The organism is Halomonas caseinilytica (assembly GCF_001662305.1).
GTDB classification, from domain to species: domain Bacteria; phylum Pseudomonadota; class Gammaproteobacteria; order Pseudomonadales; family Halomonadaceae; genus Halomonas; species Halomonas caseinilytica.
In genome coordinates, this window is sequence record NZ_BDEP01000005.1 from 77394 (window position 1) to 96419 (window position 19026).

The 19026-nt window shown below is 65.2% G+C and carries 20 protein-coding genes; 17 read left to right on the forward strand and 3 right to left on the reverse strand.

Annotation, left to right across the window (positions count from 1 at the left end):
* Positions 1 to 19 precede the first annotated feature (19 nt).
* The 8 genes from A9O65_RS03550 (at position 20) to A9O65_RS03585 (ending at position 9053) form a co-directional block, all read left to right on the forward strand.
* The gene (locus A9O65_RS03550) at positions 20 to 1090 is read left to right on the forward strand and encodes an arginine N-succinyltransferase (RefSeq protein WP_064698920.1); all 1071 of its coding nucleotides are present in this window, start codon (positions 20 to 22) and stop codon (positions 1088 to 1090) included.
* Entirely contained in the window at positions 1090 to 2136 is a 1047-nt protein-coding gene (gene astA / locus A9O65_RS03555; protein WP_064698921.1) for an arginine N-succinyltransferase, read from the forward strand. The genes A9O65_RS03550 and astA overlap by 1 nt, the downstream gene beginning before the upstream one ends.
* Complete coding sequence (gene astD, locus A9O65_RS03560; protein WP_064701376.1) at positions 2136 to 3605, forward strand: succinylglutamate-semialdehyde dehydrogenase; 1470 nt, start codon at positions 2136 to 2138, stop codon at positions 3603 to 3605. Before astA ends, astD begins: the two co-directional genes overlap by 1 nt.
* Positions 3602 to 4957, forward strand: a complete 1356-nt coding sequence (astB, locus tag A9O65_RS03565) for an N-succinylarginine dihydrolase (RefSeq protein WP_064701377.1) — start codon at positions 3602 to 3604, stop codon at positions 4955 to 4957. The genes astD and astB overlap by 4 nt, the downstream gene beginning before the upstream one ends.
* Positions 4958 to 5093: 136 nt before the next feature.
* Complete coding sequence (locus A9O65_RS03570; protein WP_064701378.1) at positions 5094 to 6002, forward strand: DUF808 domain-containing protein; 909 nt, start codon at positions 5094 to 5096, stop codon at positions 6000 to 6002.
* A gap of 14 nt (positions 6003 to 6016) precedes the next feature.
* Positions 6017 to 7126, forward strand: coding sequence for a cell division protein ZapE (gene zapE, locus A9O65_RS03575; protein WP_064701379.1), 1110 nt, complete (start codon positions 6017 to 6019; stop codon positions 7124 to 7126).
* A 119-nt stretch (positions 7127 to 7245) separates the two neighbouring features.
* Positions 7246 to 7980: a trimeric intracellular cation channel family protein gene (locus A9O65_RS03580; RefSeq protein ID WP_074749325.1), complete on the forward strand. Its 735-nt coding sequence runs from the start codon at positions 7246 to 7248 to the stop codon at positions 7978 to 7980.
* Positions 7977 to 9053, forward strand: coding sequence for a DUF3541 domain-containing protein (locus tag A9O65_RS03585; protein WP_064701381.1), 1077 nt, complete (start codon positions 7977 to 7979; stop codon positions 9051 to 9053). The genes A9O65_RS03580 and A9O65_RS03585 overlap by 4 nt, the downstream gene beginning before the upstream one ends.
* A 34-nt stretch (positions 9054 to 9087) precedes the next feature.
* On the opposite strand, the gene nhaD is transcribed toward A9O65_RS03585, so the two are convergent.
* Positions 9088 to 10584, reverse strand: a complete 1497-nt coding sequence (gene nhaD / locus A9O65_RS03590) for a sodium:proton antiporter NhaD (RefSeq protein WP_082919957.1) — start codon at positions 10582 to 10584, stop codon at positions 9088 to 9090.
* Positions 10585 to 10830: 246 nt separating this feature from the next.
* Here nhaD and A9O65_RS03595 point away from each other — a divergent pair, with 246 nt between their 5' ends.
* On the forward strand, positions 10831 to 11547 hold the full coding sequence (locus A9O65_RS03595; RefSeq protein WP_064701382.1) for a DUF3581 family protein: 717 nt from the start codon (positions 10831 to 10833) through the stop codon (positions 11545 to 11547).
* 3 nt (positions 11548 to 11550) lie between these two features.
* Here the strand turns inward: A9O65_RS03595 and chrA are convergent, their stop codons facing one another.
* Positions 11551 to 12750, reverse strand: coding sequence for a chromate efflux transporter (gene chrA / locus A9O65_RS03600; RefSeq protein ID WP_064701432.1), 1200 nt, complete (start codon positions 12748 to 12750; stop codon positions 11551 to 11553).
* 111 nt (positions 12751 to 12861) lie between these two features.
* On the opposite strand from chrA, the gene A9O65_RS03605 reads away from it, so the two are divergent.
* The 3 genes from A9O65_RS03605 to A9O65_RS03615 all read left to right on the forward strand — a co-directional run bounded on the left by A9O65_RS03605 (position 12862) and on the right by A9O65_RS03615 (position 14905).
* Positions 12862 to 13830, forward strand: a complete 969-nt coding sequence (locus tag A9O65_RS03605) for a magnesium transporter CorA family protein (RefSeq protein ID WP_064701383.1) — start codon at positions 12862 to 12864, stop codon at positions 13828 to 13830.
* Between the two features lie 38 nt (positions 13831 to 13868).
* Positions 13869 to 14369 carry a GNAT family N-acetyltransferase gene (locus A9O65_RS03610; RefSeq protein WP_064698930.1) on the forward strand — a complete coding sequence of 167 codons (501 nt, stop codon included), beginning with the start codon at positions 13869 to 13871 and terminating at the stop codon, positions 14367 to 14369.
* A gap of 128 nt (positions 14370 to 14497) precedes the next feature.
* A complete protein-coding gene (locus A9O65_RS03615; RefSeq protein WP_254783122.1) occupies positions 14498 to 14905 on the forward strand; it encodes a hypothetical protein in 408 nt (135 codons plus the stop codon).
* A 55-nt stretch (positions 14906 to 14960) separates the two neighbouring features.
* Here A9O65_RS03615 and A9O65_RS03620 read toward each other — a convergent pair whose 3' ends face one another.
* Positions 14961 to 15455 carry a MarR family winged helix-turn-helix transcriptional regulator gene (locus A9O65_RS03620; protein WP_064698932.1) on the reverse strand — a complete coding sequence of 165 codons (495 nt, stop codon included), beginning with the start codon at positions 15453 to 15455 and terminating at the stop codon, positions 14961 to 14963.
* Positions 15456 to 15532: 77 nt separating this feature from the next.
* Between A9O65_RS03620 and A9O65_RS03625 the strand changes: the two genes are divergently transcribed.
* The 5 genes from A9O65_RS03625 (at position 15533) to A9O65_RS03645 (ending at position 19007) form a co-directional block, all read left to right on the forward strand.
* Positions 15533 to 16486 (forward strand): DMT family transporter, encoded by a 954-nt coding sequence (locus A9O65_RS03625; RefSeq protein ID WP_064698933.1) that lies wholly within the window; start codon positions 15533 to 15535, stop codon positions 16484 to 16486.
* Positions 16486 to 17121, forward strand: coding sequence for an NAD(P)H-dependent oxidoreductase (locus A9O65_RS03630; protein ID WP_064698934.1), 636 nt, complete (start codon positions 16486 to 16488; stop codon positions 17119 to 17121). The genes A9O65_RS03625 and A9O65_RS03630 overlap by 1 nt, the downstream gene beginning before the upstream one ends.
* Before the next feature lie 184 nt (positions 17122 to 17305).
* Positions 17306 to 17695: a VOC family protein gene (locus A9O65_RS03635; protein ID WP_064701385.1), complete on the forward strand. Its 390-nt coding sequence runs from the start codon at positions 17306 to 17308 to the stop codon at positions 17693 to 17695.
* 95 nt (positions 17696 to 17790) lie between these two features.
* Positions 17791 to 18405, forward strand: a complete 615-nt coding sequence (locus tag A9O65_RS03640; protein ID WP_064701386.1) for a LysE family translocator — start codon at positions 17791 to 17793, stop codon at positions 18403 to 18405.
* A gap of 50 nt (positions 18406 to 18455) precedes the next feature.
* Positions 18456 to 19007, forward strand: a complete 552-nt coding sequence (locus A9O65_RS03645; protein ID WP_064701387.1) for a GNAT family N-acetyltransferase — start codon at positions 18456 to 18458, stop codon at positions 19005 to 19007.
* Positions 19008 to 19026 lie beyond the last annotated feature (19 nt).

The window sequence follows — 19026 nt, forward strand, 5'->3', positions numbered from 1 at the left end:
ATCACGTGGAGGCCATGACATGCTGGTGGTACGTCCCGCCCGGCCGGCGGATCTGCCGGCCCTGGAGCGGCTGGCGGGGAGCGCCACGCCGCGCCTGACCAATCTGCCGGCGCATCGCGACCGGCTGGAGGAGCGTATCGCGCGCTCCCAGCGGGCCTTCGAGGCCGAGGTGGAGTTTCCCGGCGATGAGCACTATACGTTCGTGCTCGAGGACCTGGAGCGGGGCGAGGCGGTGGGTACCGCCACCATCCGCGCCCAGGCCGGTGCCCGGGAAGCCTACTATACCTATCGCCAGGAGACGCTGATCCACGCCTCGCAGCAGCTCGACGTGCGCCGCGAGGTACAGACCCTGTCGCTCTCCCATGAGGTTTCCGAAGCCAGCCTGCTGTGCGCCTATTCGCTCGACTCGCACTATCGGGGCACCAGCGCCGAGAGCCTGCTGCGTCGTGCACGGCTGATGTTCATCGCCCAGTACCCGGAACGCTTCGCCGAGATCCTGGCGATGGCCTTCCCCGGTTATCTGGACGACGAGCAGCAATCGCCGTTCTGGAACAGCGTGGGGCGTCATTTCTTCGTCCGCGACTTCCAGGACATCAACTATATCGCCGGGGTGCGCTCGAAGAGCTTCATCGCCGAGGTGATGCCGCAGTTCCCGCTGTACCTGGCGCTGCTCACGCCTCAGGCGCGGGCCGCGGTGGGACGTGAGCACCCGGAGCACGAGCCGGCCATGAGCGAGATGCTCGCCGAGGGCTTTTTGCGCTCGCGACATGTCGACATCTTCGATGCCGGGCCGGTGATCAAAGGCGAGCGCGAGCGGCTCGAGAGCTTTCGCCAAGCCGCCTGGCATCCGGTACGCATTCGTCCCTCCCATTCGCTGCCCGACGCCGAGCCGGCGATGGTCGCCAATCAGCGTCTCGGCGATTTCCGTTGCGTCGTGGCGCGTTATGCCCTGTCGCCCACCGGCCAGTTGATGCTGTCGCCGGAGCACGCCGAGCTGCTCGGCGTCGAGGAAGGCCGCGCCGTGCTTGCCGCGCCGCTGTCACTCGCAGGAGCCGAGCATGACCCGGGTTACGACGAGGGAGAGTTGTAATGCGCATCCGACCGATTGCCGAGTCCGACCTGGACGATCTGCGGGTGCTGGCCCGCGAAACGGGGGTGGGGTTCACCTCGCTGCCCGATAACGAACCCTTCCTGGCCGCCAAGATCGCCTCGGCGGTGAGCGCCTTCAATGGCGAGACGCCGGAAGACAAGCGCTTGTACTTCTTCGTGCTCGAAGACGAGGTCGAGGGCCGTCTGGCCGGCTGCTGTGCCATCGAAAGCCAGGTGGGACGCGAGATCCCCTTCTATCATTATCGCGTCGGCACCCTGGCGCACTCTTCGGTACAGCTCGACCTGCACCGCACCATCGACACGCTCTTCCTGAGCTCGGACCACACCGGCGACGCCGAGGTGGCCTCGCTGTTCCTGCGTGCCGAGTATCGTGGTACCGACCGTCGCCACGAGCGCAACGGCGCGCTGCTGTCGATGATGCGCTGGCTGTTCATGGCTCAGTTCCGCGATGGCTTCCCCGACAAGGTTCTGGCGGAGATGCGCGGCCTGTTCGACGAATCGGGCAGGAGTCCCTTCTGGGAGTGCCTGGGCAGCCACTTCTTCCCCATGGACTTCAACGAGGCCGACCGGCTCACCGGGCTGGGTCAGAAGAGCTTCATTGGCGAGCTGATGCCCAAGTTCCCGATCTACACGCCCTTTCTCTCTGAGGAGGCGCGTGCCTGCATCGGCCAGGTGCACGAGGACACGCGCCCGGCGCTGGCGATGCTCAAGAAGGAAGGCCTGCGCTGGGAAGGCTTCATCGACATCTTCGATGGCGGTCCCACCGTGGAAGCCTATATCGACGACGTGCGTGGCGTGCGCCTGTCGAGAACCTGCCGGGTCGAGGTCAAGGCCGGCGAGCTGGAGCAGACGCCGCGTCCGCGTTGGCTGGCCGCCAGTACCGTCATGGCCGATTTCCGCGCAGCCTGGGTGGGACGCGGCCCCGACGCAGAAGGCGTGTTGACCCTGAGCGAGGCCGAAGCCGAGCGACTCGAGGTCGGCTCGGGCGACACCCTGCGTATTCTGGATACCGACGAGGAGACATGATGAAGGCGACGCAACAGCTACTGATCGGCGGCCATTGGCAGTCCGGCGAGGCCGAGGCATTCGCCAAGCATGATCCCGTAGGCGGCGAGGCGCTGTGGTCCGGCGGCGCTGCCAGCGAGGCCCAGGTGGGCGCTGCGGTGGATGCTGCCCGTACCGCCATGCCGGCCTGGGCGCGCACGCCCCTGGAGGAGCGCAAGGCGCTGGTGGAGCGTTTCCGCGACGTGCTGGAAACCCACCGCGAAGCGCTGGCCACGGCCATCGCCCATGAGACCGGCAAGCCCCTGTGGGAGGCGCGCACCGAGGTTGGCGCCATGATCGGCAAGGTGGCGATCTCGATTCGTGCCCAGCAGGAGCGTGCCGGCGAGCGCGAGCGTGACCTGGGCGGTGCCCGGGCGGTGCTGCGCCATCGTCCGCATGGCGTGATGGCGGTGTTCGGCCCCTACAACTTCCCGGGCCACCTGCCCAACGGCCATATCGTGCCGGCTCTGCTGGCCGGTAACACCGTGGTCTTCAAGCCCAGCGAGCAGACGCCGCTGACTGCCGACTTGACCCTGCAGTGCTGGCGCGAGGCGGGGCTGCCGGAAGGCGTCATCAACCTCGTCCAGGGCGCGGCGCCGGTGGGGCAGGCGCTGTCCCGGCATCCGGACATCGATGGCCTGCTGTTCACCGGCAGCGCCAAGGTCGGCGGTCTGTTGCAGCGTCAGTTCGCCGAGCAGCTCGGCAAGATCCTGGCCCTGGAGCTTGGCGGCAACAATCCGCTGGTGATCAAGGACGTACCGGACCAGGCCGCGGCCGTGCTGACCATCCTTCAGTCGGCCTTCCTGTCCGGTGGCCAGCGCTGTACCTGCGCGCGCCGACTGATCGTCCCTCGTGGACCGGTGGGTGACCGGCTGCTGGAGGCGCTGAGCGAGGCGATCGGCAAGCTGCGGGTAGCCGGCCAGTTCGCCGAGCCGGCCGGCTTCTATGGTGGCCTGGCGACCCTCGACGCGGCCGATGGGTTGCTCGATGCCCAGGCGGACCTCGAGGTACGGGGTGGTACGGTACTGTCGCGCATGGCACGCCTGGAGGAGGGCACCAGCCTGCTGTCTCCCGCCCTGATCGATGTCACCGGTCTGGACGTTCCCGACGAGGAGCACTTCGGCCCGCTGCTCAAGGTCTACCGCTATGACGACTGGGACGAAGCCTTGCACCTCGCCAACGATACCCGTTATGGCCTCTCCGCCGGGCTGATCGGTGGCGAACGGGCCGACTGGGACGACTTCCTGCTGCGTATTCGTGCCGGCATCGTCAACTGGAATCGCCAGACGACCGGTGCGTCCGGTGACGCGCCCTTCGGTGGGGTCGGTGACAGCGGTAACCATCGCCCGAGCGCCTATTACGCCGCCGATTACTGCGCCTATCCGGTGGCATCCATGGAGAGCGAGGAGCTGCAACTGCCCGAGGAACTGCCGCCGGGGGTGACGCTATGAGCGAGGTCGGGCGAGACGTTCGCGAGGTAAACTTCGACGGTCTGGTGGGCCCGACGCACAACTACTCGGGACTGGCGCATGGCAATGTCGCCTCGATGACCCACCAGGGGTTGATCGCCAACCCCCGCGAGGCGGCGCTTCAGGGGCTCGGCAAGATGAAGGCGCTGATGGAGGCCGGCTACGCCCAGGGCGTGTTGCCGCCTCAGCAGCGCCCGGACCTTGGCGCCCTGCGCGCCCTGGGATTCGCTGGCGACAACGCTCGGGTGCTGGCCCGGGCCGCCAGCGAGGCGCCGCAACTGCTGCGTGCGGTGTGTTCCGCCTCCAGCATGTGGACGGCCAATGCCGCCACGGTGACGCCGAGTATTGATGCCGCCGACGGTCGGGTTCACTTCACGCCGGCCAACCTGCAGTCGAGCTTCCATCGCTATCTGGAACCGGCCACCACCGGCCGGGTGCTGGCGTCGATCTTCGCTGACGAGACGCGCTTCGCGCACCATCCGGCGCTGCCCGCCACGCCGGCCTTCTCCGACGAGGGAGCGGCCAACCACACCCGGCTGTGCGCCGAGCACGGCGCGGCCGGGGTGCATCTCTATGTTTATGGCCGCCAGGCGTTCGGGGGCGACGGCGTCGAGCCGCGTCGCTATCCGGCTCGCCAGACCCGGGAAGCCAGCCAGGCGGTGGTACGCCAGCACGGTCTCGATGAGGCGCAGGCGGTGTTCGCCCAGCAGCATCCCGAGGCTATCGATGCCGGCGTCTTCCACAATGACGTCATTGCGGTGGGCAACGGCCCGGTGCTGCTCTATCACGAGATGGCCTTCCGTGATGAAGAGGGCACCCTGGACGCCCTGCGAGCCAGGATGCCCGAGCCGCTGATTCCGGTGCGCGTGCCGTGCGAAGCGGTCAGCCTGGACGATGCCGTGGCCTCGTACCTGTTCAACTCTCAGTTACTCAGCAACCCGGATGGCAGCATGACGCTGGTGGTACCCGGCGAGTGCCAGGAACGCGAGGCGGTGTGGCGTTGCATCCAGGATCATCTGCTGGCCGGCAACAATCCGATCAGCGAGGTGGTGGTCAAGGACGTCAAGCAGTCCATGCGCAACGGCGGCGGTCCGGCCTGTCTGAGGCTGCGCGTGGCGCTTTCGGCGCCGGAGCGTGCCGCCGTCTCCGGGCGCGTGCTGCTCGACGAGGCCTTGCATGGCGAGTTGACGGCCTGGGTCGAGCGCCACTACCGGGATCGCCTGGCACCCGACGACCTGGCCGACCCACAGCTCGCCGAGGAGACCCTCACCGCTCTCGACGAGCTGACCGGCATTCTGCGCATCGGCAGCGTCTACCCATTTCAGTTGGGCTGAAACGGCGATTCCCTCCTTGTCTTGCCCCGCCACACGGCGGGGCTTTTTCGTGCAGGCGGGCCATTCATGCTCGGCGTCGGCAGTGACTGCGGTTATGCTGGGGATCACATGTCCACCATCACGACAGGAGGTCCCCGTGGCTGGAGCCAGTCTACTGACACTGATCGATGACATCGCCACCATCCTCGACGATGTCTCGGTGATGACCAAGGTCGCGGCCAAGAAGACCGCCGGCCTGCTGGGGGATGACCTGGCCCTCAATGCCGAGCAGGTCACCGGCGTGAGGGCGGCTCGCGAGTTGCCGGTGGTCTGGGCGGTGGCCAAGGGCTCGTTGCTCAACAAGGTGATTCTGATTCCTGCCGCGCTGCTGATCAGCGCGCTCCTGCCCTGGCTGGTGACGGTGCTGCTGATGCTGGGCGGTGCCTTCCTGTGCTTCGAGGGCGCCGAGAAGCTGGCGCACAAGTTCCTGCATGGCGAGGACGACAAGGCGGAGCACGCCGAGCGAGCCAAGGCGCTGGCTTCCGGCGATGTCGACATGCGGGCCTTCGAGCGCCAAAGGATCAAGGGGGCCGTGCGTACCGACTTCATCCTCTCCGCCGAGATCATCGTCATCGCCCTGGGCACGGTCACCGGGGCAGCCCTGGGCCAGCAGATCGTCGTGCTGATCGGCATTGGCCTGTTGATGACGGCCGGTGTCTATGGCCTGGTCGCGGGCATCGTCAAGCTGGATGACCTGGGGTTCTACCTCGATGAGCGTGGCGGCGCCCTGGCCGTCGTCGGGCGCGGCCTGGTCAAGGGAGCCCCTTATCTCATGAAGTTGCTGTCGGTGGTCGGTACCCTGGCGATGTTCCTGGTCGGCGGCGGCATTCTGAGCCATGGCGTTCCCGCCCTGCATCATCTGGGCCAGGACATGAGCGAGGTCGAGCTGGCCATGCCGGGTCTGGACGCCATCGTGCACGGTCTCGGCCCGATGCTGCTCAACCTCGTGGTCGGTGTGGTGGCCGGCGTCGTGGTGCTGGTCGTGGTGACTCTGATCCAGAAGTAGCGTGGCGCCGACGCATGACATCGCCCCTGGTTGCCTATCGACGTGCCCTGGCGGATGGTTTTGTCGCGGATGATGCCCAGTGGCAGGCCGTCGAGGCGCTCGAGGATGTCCATCGGGCCCTGGCGCGCAGGGACGATCAGGTCCCGGGCGTCTATCTATGGGGAACGGTGGGGCGCGGCAAGACCTGGCTGATGGACGCCTTTCAGCGTGGCCTCGAGGTGCCGTCGAGACGCCAGCACTTCCATCATTTCATGCGCTGGGTGCATCGTCGCCAGTTCCAGCTGACCGGGACCGCCGATCCGCTGCGTTGCCTGGCCGCCGAGTTGCGTGCCGAGGCGCGCGTGCTGTGTCTCGATGAGCTCTTCGTCGCCGATATCGCCGATGCCATGCTGCTTGGCCGCCTGCTGGGCGAGCTGTTCGAGCAGGGTGTGACTCTGGTAACCACGTCCAACCAGCCGCCTTCCGGGCTCTATGCCGACGGCTTCAACCGCGAGCGCTTTCTGCCGGCCATCGAGGCCATCGAGCGTAGCACCCGGGTGGTGCACCTGGCCGGCGACCAGGACCACCGGTGTCACCCGGGGGCGGTCGAGCAGCGCTACTGGGTGCGCGGCGCAGGCCAGGCCAGTGTACTGCCGGCGGTCTTTGCACGACTCAACGGGGAGCGGGCGGCGTCTGCCGAGCCGTTCACCCTGGCACACCTGCCGATCGAGGTGGAGGCGCGCAGCGAGTCGGTCCTGTGGTGCCGCTATGCGGCCCTCTGCGAACGGCCGCTGGCGGCTCTGGACTTCATCGCCTTGTGCGATCGGTTTCGCCATGTCCTGCTCGGCGAGGTGCCTTGTCTCGTCGGCACTCCCGTTGCCTCGCGGATCGCGCGGGGCACCGAGGACGCCGGCGCCAGGGTCGAGACCGGCGACCGCGAGCTGCCGGCACTCTCCCGGCATGATGATGGCGTGCGTCGATTCATCGCTCTGGTCGATGAATGCTACGACCGTGGTGTTCCTCTGCATGTCGAGGCCCGGGTGCCCATGGAGGCGCTCTATCCGGCCGGACACCTGGCCTTTCCCTTTCGTCGTACCCTGAGCCGGCTGCGGGAGATGCAATTGGCGCGTTTCGCCTCTCGATAACGGCGATCTCCGATGAGCCTTCGGGGGCAAGGAACCTGCTCGTGGAGCCGAGCGGGGCGTTGGCAGTGGCGAACGTCGGGCCTGCTATGCTGGCGACAATGGGACAGCGGAGGATGCAAGTGGCGGGCGTGATCTACTGGCTGGACATGATGGGCGTGATCGTCTTCGCGCTGTCGGGCGTGATCCTGGCCTGTCGTTCGCGGATGGATCCCTTCGGCATGCTGGTGCTCGCCGCCATGACCGGGATCGGCGGCGGCACCCTGCGCGATCTGGTGCTTGGTGTGCGCCCGGTGTTCTGGGTCGACGATCCGGCATATCTGTGGGTCATCCTGGCGACCGTGGGCCTTTCCATCCTCGGGTTCCATTACATTCATCGTCTGTCGCGTGTCTTCTTGCCGGTGGCGGATGCCTTCGGCCTGGCGCTGTTCACCGTGATCGGCGCCTACAAGGCGATGCTGCTGGATGCGCCGGGTGTGGTCGCGGTGCTGATGGGGCTGCTGACCGGGGTGGCGGGCGGCATGATGCGCGATGTGCTGGCGCGACGCGTGCCGATGGTGCTGCGACAGGAGATCTACGCGACGGCCTCGATCGCCGGTGGCGTGGTCTTCGTGACCCTGGAGGCGCTGAATGCGTCCTTGTTCGTTGCCATCTGCGGCTCCCTGATGACGACGCTGGGGCTGCGCCTGGCGGCGATTCGCTGGCGCCTGGCGTTGCCGGTCTTCGCTTGGGTGATAGTGGAGCGACCGGCAGGTCAGCCGCAGGCCGGAGAGGCGCCGGCACCACCGAAGCGTCCCAAGGCACGCGTCAAGCTGATTCCTCCCGAGCGGACGCGACGCCGCAAGGAGCGCTCATGAACACGATGCCCCTCCCGCCCATGCTGCGCTGTCTGTCTCGGGCCTGGTGGCTGGTGCTGTGCCTGTGGCTGGCCGGTTGCGCCCTCGATGAACAACGCGACGAAGCGCGTTATATCGCGGTGGCCGATGAGATACGCCAGCATTATGAGCGAATCCTGCCCGACCTGCCGGCGGACGATCGTCGGCATTACGCCCAGCGCCTCTACCGCCTGACCGGCGAGGCGCGTTACCTGCCGCCCAATCGCGACTATGCCGACCGGCTTCTCGCCGAGTTGAAAGAGGAGCTCCCCGGCCTGGCTCGACCGGAGATCATCGCGGCGCGTGCCGAGGCGGCGGTGACCGACTATCCGGAGCGCACCGACAAGCAGCGGCGCCGCAAGCGCATGCTCGCCGACTGGCGCGAGATTGCCTATGCCAAGGGACTGGCCTTTCGGATGACCCAGGCCAGCTACCTCGGCCTGCTCAACGAGACCGACCTGCCGGGATATCGCCGGGCGTTGCGCTACCTGGAGGGTATCGATTTTCGCGCTTTCGTCACTGACCCCGAGGTGATGGAGGTCTATGCCGCCCAGGTAGCCAATCTGGCGTATTACCTCCACGAGCTGGAGGTGGCCGATCTACGCGAGGCATCGATCGAGGCATTCCGCCGGCATTACCCGCCCGAACGGGACGCGTCGCTGTCGCGTGCCTCCTATCGCAACAAGATCTACGGCATGACCCATTTCGTGATCGCCGCCAGCGGCTATTACCAATGGCCTGTGCCGCCCGATGAGTTCGACTGGATACTGGACTACTTTGCCGGCCACCTGGAGCGGATCCTGGTCGAGACCAAGGAGGACATCTATACCGAAGTCGGGATCAGCTTTCTGCTCGCGGGGCGTGAGCGGGATCCTGCGGTGGGCCGACTGCGCGATGCCCTGCTGGCGGCCTACGACGCTGAAGCCCGCATGGTGCCGGCCGAGGACGGGGGCCTCGACCCGGCGTACGGCGAGCACCGCAACGTCCTGGCCATCATGCTGCTGGACTGGCCCGACCGTCTGTATCCCGGGCCAGATTTGGGCGCATCCCCCTGAACCGCCGGCGTGAGAGGTGGCTCAGGGGCAGGGGCTAGCCATGCAGGGCGAAGCTATGCCCATTGAGCCATAGGTGAGTCGCCACGCTGGCGATGTAGCCCAGGGCGATGACCGGGGTCCAGCGCAGGTGGCCCATGAAGGTGTAGTTGCCTCGCGCCTGACCCATCAGCGCCACGCCGGCGGCAGACCCCACCGACAGCAGGCTGCCGCCGACTCCGGCGGTCAGGGTGATCAGCAGCCAGTGACCATGCGACATATCGGGCTCCATGGTCAGCACGGCGAACATCACCGGGATGTTGTCGACCACCGCTGAGACCACGCCCAGGGCGATATTGGCCCAGGTGGCGTGCCACTGGGTGTAGAGCATGTCGGACAGCAGGCCCAGATAACCCATGAAGCCCAGGCCGCCGACGCACATCACGACGCCATAGAAGAACAGCAGGGTATCCCACTCGGCCCGGGCCACGCGGTTGAAGACGTCGAAGGGCACCACGCTGCCCAGCTGCTCCAGCTTCTTCCAGTCGCCGCGCTGCGTGTAGCGGGTACGCTTGCGCTCCAGTGAGCGCGGCAGGCTCTGGCGCAGGTAATAGCCGAAGAACTGCAGGTAGCCCAGACCGGTCATCATGCCCAGCACCGGCGGCAGATGCAGCAGGGTATGGCAGGCCACGGCAGTTGCCACGGTGAGAAAGAACAGCACGATGATGCGTCGCGCGCCACGCTTGAGCCAGACGTCGTCCTCGAGGCCGGCAGGCTTGCGGTTCTGGATGAAGGCGCTCATCACCACGGCAGGAATCAGGAAATTGACCAGCGAGGGCACCAGCAGCGCGAAGAATTCCTGAAAATGGACGATGCCAGCCTGCCAGACCATCAGGGTGGTGATATCGCCGAAGGGGCTGAAGGCGCCGCCGGCGTTGGCGGCCACCACGATGTTGACGCAGGCCAGGTTGATGAAGCGCTTGTCGCCCTCGGCGACCTTGGTGACCACCGCGCACATCAGCAGGGCCGTGGTCAGGTTGTCGGCAATGGGCGAGATGACGAAGGCCAGGATACCGGTGAGCCAGAACAGCATGCGGTAGCTGAAGCCCTTGCGGACCATCCAGGAGCGCAGCGCATCGAAGACGTTGCGCTCCTCCATGGCGTTGATGTAGGTCATGGCGACCAGCAGGAAGAGCATCAGCTCGCTGAACTCGAGCAATGTCTCGCGAAAGGCGTGCTCGGACTCGCTGGGCATGCCGGCCTTGACGTAGACCCAGCCGATCAACCCCCAGATGATGCCGGCGGCGACAAGCACGGGCTTCGACTTGCGCATGTGCAGCTTTTCCTCGGCCATGACCAGGGCATAGGCCAGCACGAAGATGGCCACGGCGAGAAAACCGACGAAGGAGGTGGTCAGGTCGAGGCCGCCGGATGCGGCGAGGGCGGGGCTGGCCAGAAGGAACAGAAGAGGCAGGCAGGACAAAAGCGCGAGGCGATCGGGGAGACGGTGGCGCCGGCATCCTCCGGCGGGGCGGCAAAAGCGTTGCAACATCATTGTTATCCTGAGTTGTAAGATGGGGAAAAGACGCGAAAACTGGCAAATTTTACCATTTTGCACGACGACAATTGGTCTGCTGGCCTGCCCCTTTGGTAGGGGGAGTGCTGCTATCGCCATGAGTCGGTGTGTGGGGTATCGCCGCTTATCCCGCCCCTCGGCGCGAATTTTATGGCATCATCTGCGGCTCCGGCCGGAATGCCGGGAGAGTTTCGTAACGCCAATGACACAGGCAGACTTCGACGCATGTTTCTCGACGATTACCACTCGCGCACAGGCTCGCGCATCCACATTACCGCCGAGCAGGCGAGTCGCTTCGCCAAGCGCGTGGCCGGTGACTTCAACCCGATCCACAATCCCGACGCGCGACGCTTCTGCGTCCCGGGGGACCTGTTGTTCGCATTGGTGCTGGCGCGGTTCGGACTCTCCCAGAACATGACCTTCCGCTTCCTCAGCATGGTCGGCGACAGCGTGCCGCTGACCTTCGTCGAGGATGACGATGGACTGATCCGGGTGCTGGACGATGCCGGAAAGTGCTATCTCGAAGTGTGCCGCGACGGCGAGGTCACGCATGACGAATCCGTGGTAGAGGCCTTCACGCGTTGCTATGTGGCCTTTTCCGGCAAGAACTTCCCCCATTACCTCAAGCCGCTGATGGAAGACCGCCGGGTGATGTTCAACCCGCGTCGCCCGCTGGTGATCTATGACAGCATGGGCTTCTCGCTCACGCGCCTGGATGGCGTCGAGCCGGGGTTGGAGCTGCTCGATTCGTCCCTCAACGTGGTCGGCAAGCGCGGCGATGTGATGCTGGACTTTCGTATCGTCGCCGGCGGCGAGGAGATCGGCAGTGGCGCCAAGAAGCTGGTGGTCAGTGGGCTCTGTGACTATGACGCGTCGGCCATGGACGAGATCGTCGACGAGTTCTATCGGTTGAAGGCGGCCCACGACGCTGAGGTCTCGTAGCCCTCATCCCGTCGAGGGCAGGCTCAGCAGCACGCCGCCCAGGCCGCATACCAGGACCGCCAGCCAGGCGGGTTGCCGCCAGATCGCCAACAGGCTGAAGCCCGCCAGGGCAAGGGCGAATTCGTGCGGTCCGAGAATCGCGCTGGTCCACACCGGCTGATAGAGCGTTGCTACCAGCAATCCCACCACCGCGGCGTTGGCGCCGCGCATCAGCGACTGGATGCCTTGGCGTTCGCGCAGCCTGTTCCAGAATGGCAGCGCGGCCAGCAACAGCAATATGCCTGGCAGGAAGATGGCCACCAGGGCCAGCGCCGCGCCGACGATGCCACTGGGCAGCGTATCGGCGGCCATTCCCAGATAGGCGGAAAAGGTGAAAAGCGGCCCGGGAACCGCCTGGGCCGCCCCATAGCCGGCCAGAAAATCATCGGCGCTCACCCAGCCGGGCTGGACAACCGCGGCCTCGAGCAGTGGCAGCACCACATGACCGCCGCCGAAGACCAGGGCGCCCGCGCGATAGAACGCATCGACCAGTGCGATCCCGGGACCGACCGAGGCCAGCAGTGGCAGGCCCAGCAGCAGCACGGCGAACAGCCCCAGGCAGACGAGGCCGGCGAGACGGGAGAGGGCGATGTCCGGGGCCGGGGCGCGGGCCTCGTCGATGTCCCGGCAGAGTACCAGGCCGGCCAGTCCTCCCAGGAGGATGGCGACAACCTGGCCGGCTGTGCCCCCCAGGCCGGTGACCAGCAGGGTGGTGGCGATGGCGATGCCGGCGCGTCGCCTGTCGGGACACAGCGTGCGTGCCATGCCCCAGACCGCGTGGGCCACGATGGCCACTGCGACCACCTTCAATCCCTGCAGCAGCCCGGTGCCCAAGGGGCCCTCCAGGCTGCCGGCCCCCAATGCGAACACCATCAGCAGCAGCGCCGAGGGCAGGGTGAAGGCCGTCCAGGCGGCGAGCCCTCCCAATGGCCCGGCGCGCATCAAGCCCAGCGCAAATCCCACCTGGCTGCTGGCCGGGCCGGGCAGGAACTGGCACAGCGCGACCAGATTGGCATACGCGTGCTCGTCGAGCCAGTGGCGACGTGTCACGAATTCCGCGCGGAAGTACCCGAGATGGGCGACAGGGCCACCGAAGGCGCTCAGCCCCAGCAGCAGAAAGGCGCGAAACACTTCGGCGAGGTCGTGCCGGGAGGATGCCGTCATGGTGGTGCCGTGTCCGTCCGTGATCGAGGGCATGAATGCCATGGCCATGTAGGCAAGGCCGAATGGCTTGCCGTATCGTAGAGGAGCCTATCATTCAGGGATGACAAGACGATGATTCGAACGCTGCTCCTGGACGCCGATGGTCACGCCTGCCTGGGGGGTGAAGAATTGATCGCGCACTGGCGTGAAGCGGCGGACAGTCGCATCTGGATCGACCTGCAGGGCGAGAGCGCGGCGCGCGAGCATGAGTTGCTCGAGGCATTCGGCTGCCATCCCATGGCCATCGACGATGCCCAGCGTGACCGGCACCCGCCGAAGATCGAAGAGTTCGACGATCATACCCTGATCCTCTATCGCGGCATTTCCTCCTTCGACGACGAGCTCGATTACGTGCCGCAGCAGATGGCATTCCTGCTGGGCGAGCGATTCCTGCTCAGCCTGCATCCAGGGCGGGCGATGAGTGTGGACCGGCTGTTCGAGCGCGAAGGGCAGCGACTGTTGGAACGGTCGCCGGAGTATGTGGCATTGCGGATCATGTATACCTCGGCGGGCTTCTACCTGGAGAGCCTGCTGGCATTCGAGTCGCAACTCAGCGACCTCGAGGATGCCCTGACCAACGACGGCAGCGATGCCCTCATGCGTCGCGTCATCGCCTATCGCTCGAGGCTGGTGAAGATGCGGCGCATCTTCAACTACCATGTCGGTATCACCCAGGAACTGATCGGTTACGACTACGATCATCTGCCCCGTACCAACGAGGAAACCCTGCACGCCATCAATGACGTGCACGAACGCTTCGAGCGCCTGTTGAGCCTGACCCAGATGTACTACGACATCTGCGGTGATCTAGTGGATGGCTATCTTTCCCTGACGTCGCACCAGCTCAACAGCACCATGCGCATCCTCACGGTGATCACGGCCATCTTCGTGCCACTGAGCTTCCTGGCGGGACTCTATGGCATGAACTTCGCCTACATGCCCGAACTGTCGTTCCGTTATGGCTACTTCATCGTGATCGGCGTCATGCTGTCGCTGGTGGCCGGCATGCTCTACCTGTTCAGGCGCAAGCGCTGGCTGTAGTCGTGCATTCTGCCGCTGGGGCTGGGGAGCAACCACTCATGCGACATCGACACCTGGTTTCACTGCACGCCTCGCACCTCGAGACGCTCGCGAGCTGGTTCCCGGATGCGTGGAGTTGTCGTCGTTGGGGAGGGCCGGCGTTTCGCTATCCCTTCACGATGCGGAGCTTTCGCGAGGACCTGCAGCTCGATGAGATAACCTCGCGCGGCTTGCTGGGCGAGTCGGGGGAATTACTGGGCTTCGGTCAATACTATGCGCGCTGGGGGCATTGCCATCTGGCCCGGTTGGCCGTCGCGAGCGATCGGCGTGGCGAGGGGCTGGGGGCGCGGCTCATCCAGCTGCTCGCCCGGGAAGGCGGCAAGGCCCTGGCCACCGAGGCCTGTTCCTTGTTCGTTTTCCCGGATAATCCCGCGCGACGACTCTATCGCCGGCTCGGTTTTGTCGAGACACGGCCTCCCGCTAACGCCTGGACCGATAGGCCCGACATCCTCTACATGACCGTCGAGCTCGAACGGCTCGAGGAGGCCGTCGGGGACTAGGCGGCGAGCAAGGGCGACGGCTGGGCACTATGCTGGAACGGAAGCCCCGAAGGGCAATGTTCACCTACCAGTTTCGGGAGGGATAGCAGATGTCCACAATATCGCTTGGTCGTCGGGCATTATTCGCGTTGCCGCTGTTCGCTTTTTCCACCTTTTCCGCCTTGGCCGAAGAGGGCAGCGACCTGACCTTTCAAGGCGATGCTAGCTTCGGAGGGCCGCACGGCGGCCAGTCGATACAGGCCGCGTTGATCGACACCGCTTCCGGAGAGGTCCTGGGCATGGAAAGCGGCGAGGTCTCCGCCAGTGCGGAGCCCGCCTTTACCTTCGAGTTTCCCGGGGCGCTCCAGGAGGGCGGAAACTACGAGGTGCACTACTGGATCGATTCCAACTTTGGCGGCGGCTCTGTCGGTCGTTGCGACGAGATGCAAAACGATCACCAGTGGAGCATTCCCATAGAAGCGGATGGCGGGAATGTCTCGCATGTAGAAACCCATGATCCTTCGACGCTCGCTTCCGTCTGCGACACTTTCGAGTGACCTCGATATTGTCGCTCATCACCGTCCGGTCCGATCCGGGCGGTGACCATGCCAATTAGCCGTTGGCGTCCAGGCCGCTCATCAACTTGGCCAGCAGGGCGTTCAGCGCGCGCTGCTCCTCATCGCTCAGCGGCGAGAGCGCTCGGGCCTCGTTGTCCACATGCAAGGCGACGGTGCTGTTCACGAGCTCAAGCCCTTCTTCCGTCAGGGTGACCAGCATGCTGCGGCGGTCATCCGGGTTGGGGCGACGCGCGATCAAGCCGGCCTTCTCCAGGCGGTCGAGCTGGTTGGTCATGCCTCCTGAAGAGAACATCAGCACCTTGAACAGCTGGGTCGGCGTCAGGGCATAGGGTTCTCCGGCGCGACGCAGGGTTGCCAGCACATCGAATTCTCTTGGTTGCAAGCCGCGCTCTCTGAAGAAGGGCTCCAGGTAGTCATGGGTGATATGGCGGCTGACGGCCCCCAGGCGGGCGGTCAGCTCCATGGGCAGCAGCTCGAGTTCGGGCCGTTCCCGGCGCCACTGATCGATCGCGACACTGACTCTGTCCATAGTCCTTGCCATCCATTTATCTTGATACTAAGATTCTTTTTATCGTGATACACGACAACGAGATAGAGGAGCATAGAATGGCGAATGTACCCACGGGACACAAGGCCGACGTCGTCAAGGCCCTGGGCTGCCTGCTGCTGGTAGGGACGTTGCTGGCCCTGTCACTGAGCGTGGCCAAGTTCGCCGATGCGGCGGAACTGCCACGCCTCACCTTCCTGATGGTGGCCATGGTCGGCGCCAGTCTCGCTCTGCTGCTGCTTTCGGTGCCGAAACGGGGGCACTGGCGTCTCGATCGCCGCATCATCGAGTACGCGCTGGTCGCCGGGCTCCTGCTGGCCATGCCCAATGCACTGGGCTTTCTGGCGGTGCGTCATGTGGGCGCAGGGTTCGTCTCGCTGAGCTTTGCCTTCCCGATACTGGTGACCTGGTTGCTGGCGGTGCTCCTGCGAATGGAGTCGCTGCGCTGGGACCGGTTGATCGGCGTCTTGCTGGGGCTGGCCGGCGGTGTCGTGCTGGCCTTGTCCAAGGCCGAGGCCGGCGGCGGTCAACTGGGCTGGTCGCTGTTGATCCTGCTGCTGCCTGTGATGCTGGCGCTGGGTAACATCTACCGGACCCGGCGCTGGCCGGATGGCGTGCCGCTCACCTATCTCACTGCGTTGGTGCTGGCAGGGGCGGCGCTCGGTCTGCTGCCGATAGCACTCGGCACCGAACCGGGCCAGATCGGGGAGCTGTTCGACTCATCCGCCGCAGTGGGGCTGCTGATGGTCGAGATGGCCATCTTCACCGTTCTGTATCTGTTCTTCTTCATCCTTCAACGGTTAGCCGGCCCGGTGTATCTGAGCCAGATCGGCACCGTCGCCGCCGTCATGGGCACGGCTATCGCCGTACTCTTTCTGGGGGAATCGGCGCCGCCCAATCTCGCCATCGCCGGTGGCCTGGTCATTGCCGGCACCCTGGTTTTCCAACGTGCGTCCTGGCGAGCAGTACCATCCTCGACGCGCCCGGCCCCCCATCAACCCGAGGAGTCCTGATGATGTTGCATACTGCCCTGAACTGGCGCTACGCCACCAAACGAATGAACGGCCGTCGCGTACCCGATGCCACACTCGAACGCATCCTGGACGCGGCCCACCTGGCGCCCTCGTCCTATGGCCTGCAGCCCTACTCGATCGTGGTGGTCGATACGCCGGAGCTGCGAGAGCGCTGCCAGCCAGCGATGTACCATCAACCCCAGGTCGTCGAGGGCTCTCACCTTTTGGTGTTTGCCACCTGGGAGAGCATCGGCAACGCCGAGGTCGACCAATTGATGGCGCTGATTGCCGAGGAACGTGGGGTCGAGCCGGCATCCCTCGAAAGCTATCGCCATACCATCGCGGAGACGGTCGCTCGCCTGTCGACACCGGAGGCGAGGCATCAATGGGCCGCACGGCAGGCCTATCTGGCCATGGGCATGGTGCTGACAGCAGCCGCCATGGAACGTGTCGATGCCACCCCCATGGAGGGCTTCGATCCGGCGGCCCTGGACGAAGTCCTTGGCCTGCCGGAACGCGGGCTGCGCAGCGCCGTGGTGGTGACGCTCGGCTATCGCGACCTGGAGACCGACTGGCTTGCCGGTCTCAAGAAGGTGCGTTGGCCACGCGACCGTGTGATCGTCCGTGCGGAGTGAGCCGAGCGCTTCGACCCGAGCGTTCAGCGTCGTGTGGGATTGATGGAGTGGTGGGCGAGCGGAAAACTACCGGGTGGGTTGGGGCAAGTACGGGCACATGGCCAAAGGAGCATATCAGCACCCACTACGATTCACGGTATGCTGAAGGCGATGTTCGAAAGTCTTCACGACAAGGATATGAGCGATGCGACTCCAGCGAACCGGCGTGATTCTCAACACCGAGAACCATGAGGCGTGCGTGACCTTTTATCGAGATGTTCTCGCGCTGCCCGTCATGTTCGAGAAGCAGGAAGGCGACTTCCGACTGACCTGCCTGGAGTTTGGCGGTGCCTACTTGATGGTCGAAACCGGCGGGGTGGCGCGTCCCGAAGGCAAGCGTATTGCCGAGAATGCCACGAAGCTCCGGTTCAACGTGGCGGACCTGGAAGAGGCCCTCGGGACCCTGCGTGCCCAGGGCATCGAGGCGAGCATCGAGCGTAACGCTTGGGGCGCGACCATCAACCTCTTCGACCCCGATGGCAATCGGGTCGGATTGCGAGAAGAAGGGACGTTCCGTCAGCAGGCGGGAGAATAATTGCCTGAAGGGCATGCCGTGTTCGTCGGTTTGTCCAGAATGGCCTAGACTCGAAGTTCGTCCATTGTCATCCGAGCTTTCGAGGACAATCCGACATGATATCCATCGAGTTTCTGGTCACGTCCCTGATCGTGGTTCTGGTGCCTGGCGCCGGCGTGGTGTGCACGGTGACGGCGGGGCTGACTCAAGGGCGTGTCGCGAGCCTCTACACGGCCTTGGGCTGCACGATCGGTATCGTGCCTCATCTGCTGGCCACGGTACTTGGCCTGGCGGCGATCCTGCACACCAGTGCGGTCGCCTTTCAAGTGCTCAAGTTCGCCGGTGTTGCCTATCTGCTCTATCTGGCCTATGCCACCTGGCGGGATCGTTCTGCCTTTGCACTGGACGAAAGCGTCACGCGATCCAGCGCGCTGAGCCTCATCCTCAAGGCGATGCTGATCAACAGCCTGAATCCCAAGCTGACCCTCTTCTTCATGGCGTTTCTGCCGCAGTTCGTCGTGCCCGGTGCGGTGCCCGGATTGTGGCAGCTGATGGGACTCAGCGCCGTGTTCATGGTGATGACGCTCGTCGTCTTCGTCGGCTACGGCTGCCTGGCGCATGCCTTCCGCCGGGGCGTCGTCGAATCGCCCCGGGTGCAATCATGGCTGCGACGTGGTTTCTCCGGTGCCTTTGCGGGGTTGGGTGTTCAACTGGCGCTGTCGGACCGGTGAATGCCGTCGGTCGGCACGAGACCCTGCATGATCGCAAGGCAACGAGGCCCATGAAGAGAAGCCGCGACCTCTCGTTCGAGACCGATAGGCTGACCATCCGCCGCTTATCGAAGCAGGATCTGCCCGACCTGGCGGCCATTCTGAGTGATCCGGCGGTGATGCGGTTTTCCGTTCGAGGCGTCTGCGACCGACGGGCCACCCGTCGTTTCCTTGACTGGAGCCGGGATTGCCACGCGATCCGTGGCTTCGGGCCCATGGCGCTGATCGAACGGGAGAGCGGTGAGTTCGTGGGGTTCTGTGGCCTGGTGCCGGAAGAGGTGGCGGGTGTCGAGGAGATCGGGATCGGTTATCGACTGGCCAGACGTTTCTGGCATCGCGGACTGGCCCCCGAGGCGGCCCGGGCCGTGCTGGCGAATGCCTTCGACGCTCAGTGCCTGGAGACGGTAGTGGCCGTCATCGAGCCGGCGCATCTGGCCTCCATTCGCGTGGCGGAGAAGGTCGGGTTCCGGGCATTCGTCACGAGCCGTTTCCACGGGCGCGATGTTCGCCTGTACCGCCTGTCCCGGGAACAGTGGCGAGAGATGGCCACTCCTGTCGGATAGCTAGCCCCTGTCGGGTAGA

Bases quoted from the DNA above. Each gene is read 5' to 3' on its own strand.
- astD (WP_064701376.1), top strand. From the start codon at position 2,136: ATGAAGGCGACGCAACAGCTACTGATCGGCGGCCATTGGCAGTCCGGC.
- A9O65_RS03585 (WP_064701381.1), top strand. From the start codon at position 7,977: ATGAACACGATGCCCCTCCCGCCCATGCTGCGCTGTCTGTCTCGGGCC.
- A9O65_RS03635 (WP_064701385.1), top strand. From the start codon at position 17,306: ATGCGACTCCAGCGAACCGGCGTGATTCTCAACACCGAGAACCATGAG.
- A9O65_RS03625 (WP_064698933.1), top strand. From the start codon at position 15,533: ATGGCGAATGTACCCACGGGACACAAGGCCGACGTCGTCAAGGCCCTG.
- zapE (WP_064701379.1), top strand. From the start codon at position 6,017: ATGACATCGCCCCTGGTTGCCTATCGACGTGCCCTGGCGGATGGTTTT.
- A9O65_RS03640 (WP_064701386.1), top strand. From the start codon at position 17,791: ATGATATCCATCGAGTTTCTGGTCACGTCCCTGATCGTGGTTCTGGTG.
- chrA (WP_064701432.1), bottom strand. From the start codon at position 12,750: ATGACGGCATCCTCCCGGCACGACCTCGCCGAAGTGTTTCGCGCCTTT.
- A9O65_RS03595 (WP_064701382.1), top strand. From the start codon at position 10,831: ATGTTTCTCGACGATTACCACTCGCGCACAGGCTCGCGCATCCACATT.
- nhaD (WP_082919957.1), bottom strand. From the start codon at position 10,584: ATGATGTTGCAACGCTTTTGCCGCCCCGCCGGAGGATGCCGGCGCCAC.
- A9O65_RS03630 (WP_064698934.1), top strand. From the start codon at position 16,486: ATGATGTTGCATACTGCCCTGAACTGGCGCTACGCCACCAAACGAATG.
- A9O65_RS03645 (WP_064701387.1), top strand. From the start codon at position 18,456: ATGAAGAGAAGCCGCGACCTCTCGTTCGAGACCGATAGGCTGACCATC.
- astA (WP_064698921.1), top strand. From the start codon at position 1,090: ATGCGCATCCGACCGATTGCCGAGTCCGACCTGGACGATCTGCGGGTG.
- A9O65_RS03605 (WP_064701383.1), top strand. From the start codon at position 12,862: ATGATTCGAACGCTGCTCCTGGACGCCGATGGTCACGCCTGCCTGGGG.
- A9O65_RS03550 (WP_064698920.1), top strand. From the start codon at position 20: ATGCTGGTGGTACGTCCCGCCCGGCCGGCGGATCTGCCGGCCCTGGAG.
- A9O65_RS03610 (WP_064698930.1), top strand. From the start codon at position 13,869: ATGCGACATCGACACCTGGTTTCACTGCACGCCTCGCACCTCGAGACG.
- A9O65_RS03620 (WP_064698932.1), bottom strand. From the start codon at position 15,455: ATGGACAGAGTCAGTGTCGCGATCGATCAGTGGCGCCGGGAACGGCCC.
- astB (WP_064701377.1), top strand. From the start codon at position 3,602: ATGAGCGAGGTCGGGCGAGACGTTCGCGAGGTAAACTTCGACGGTCTG.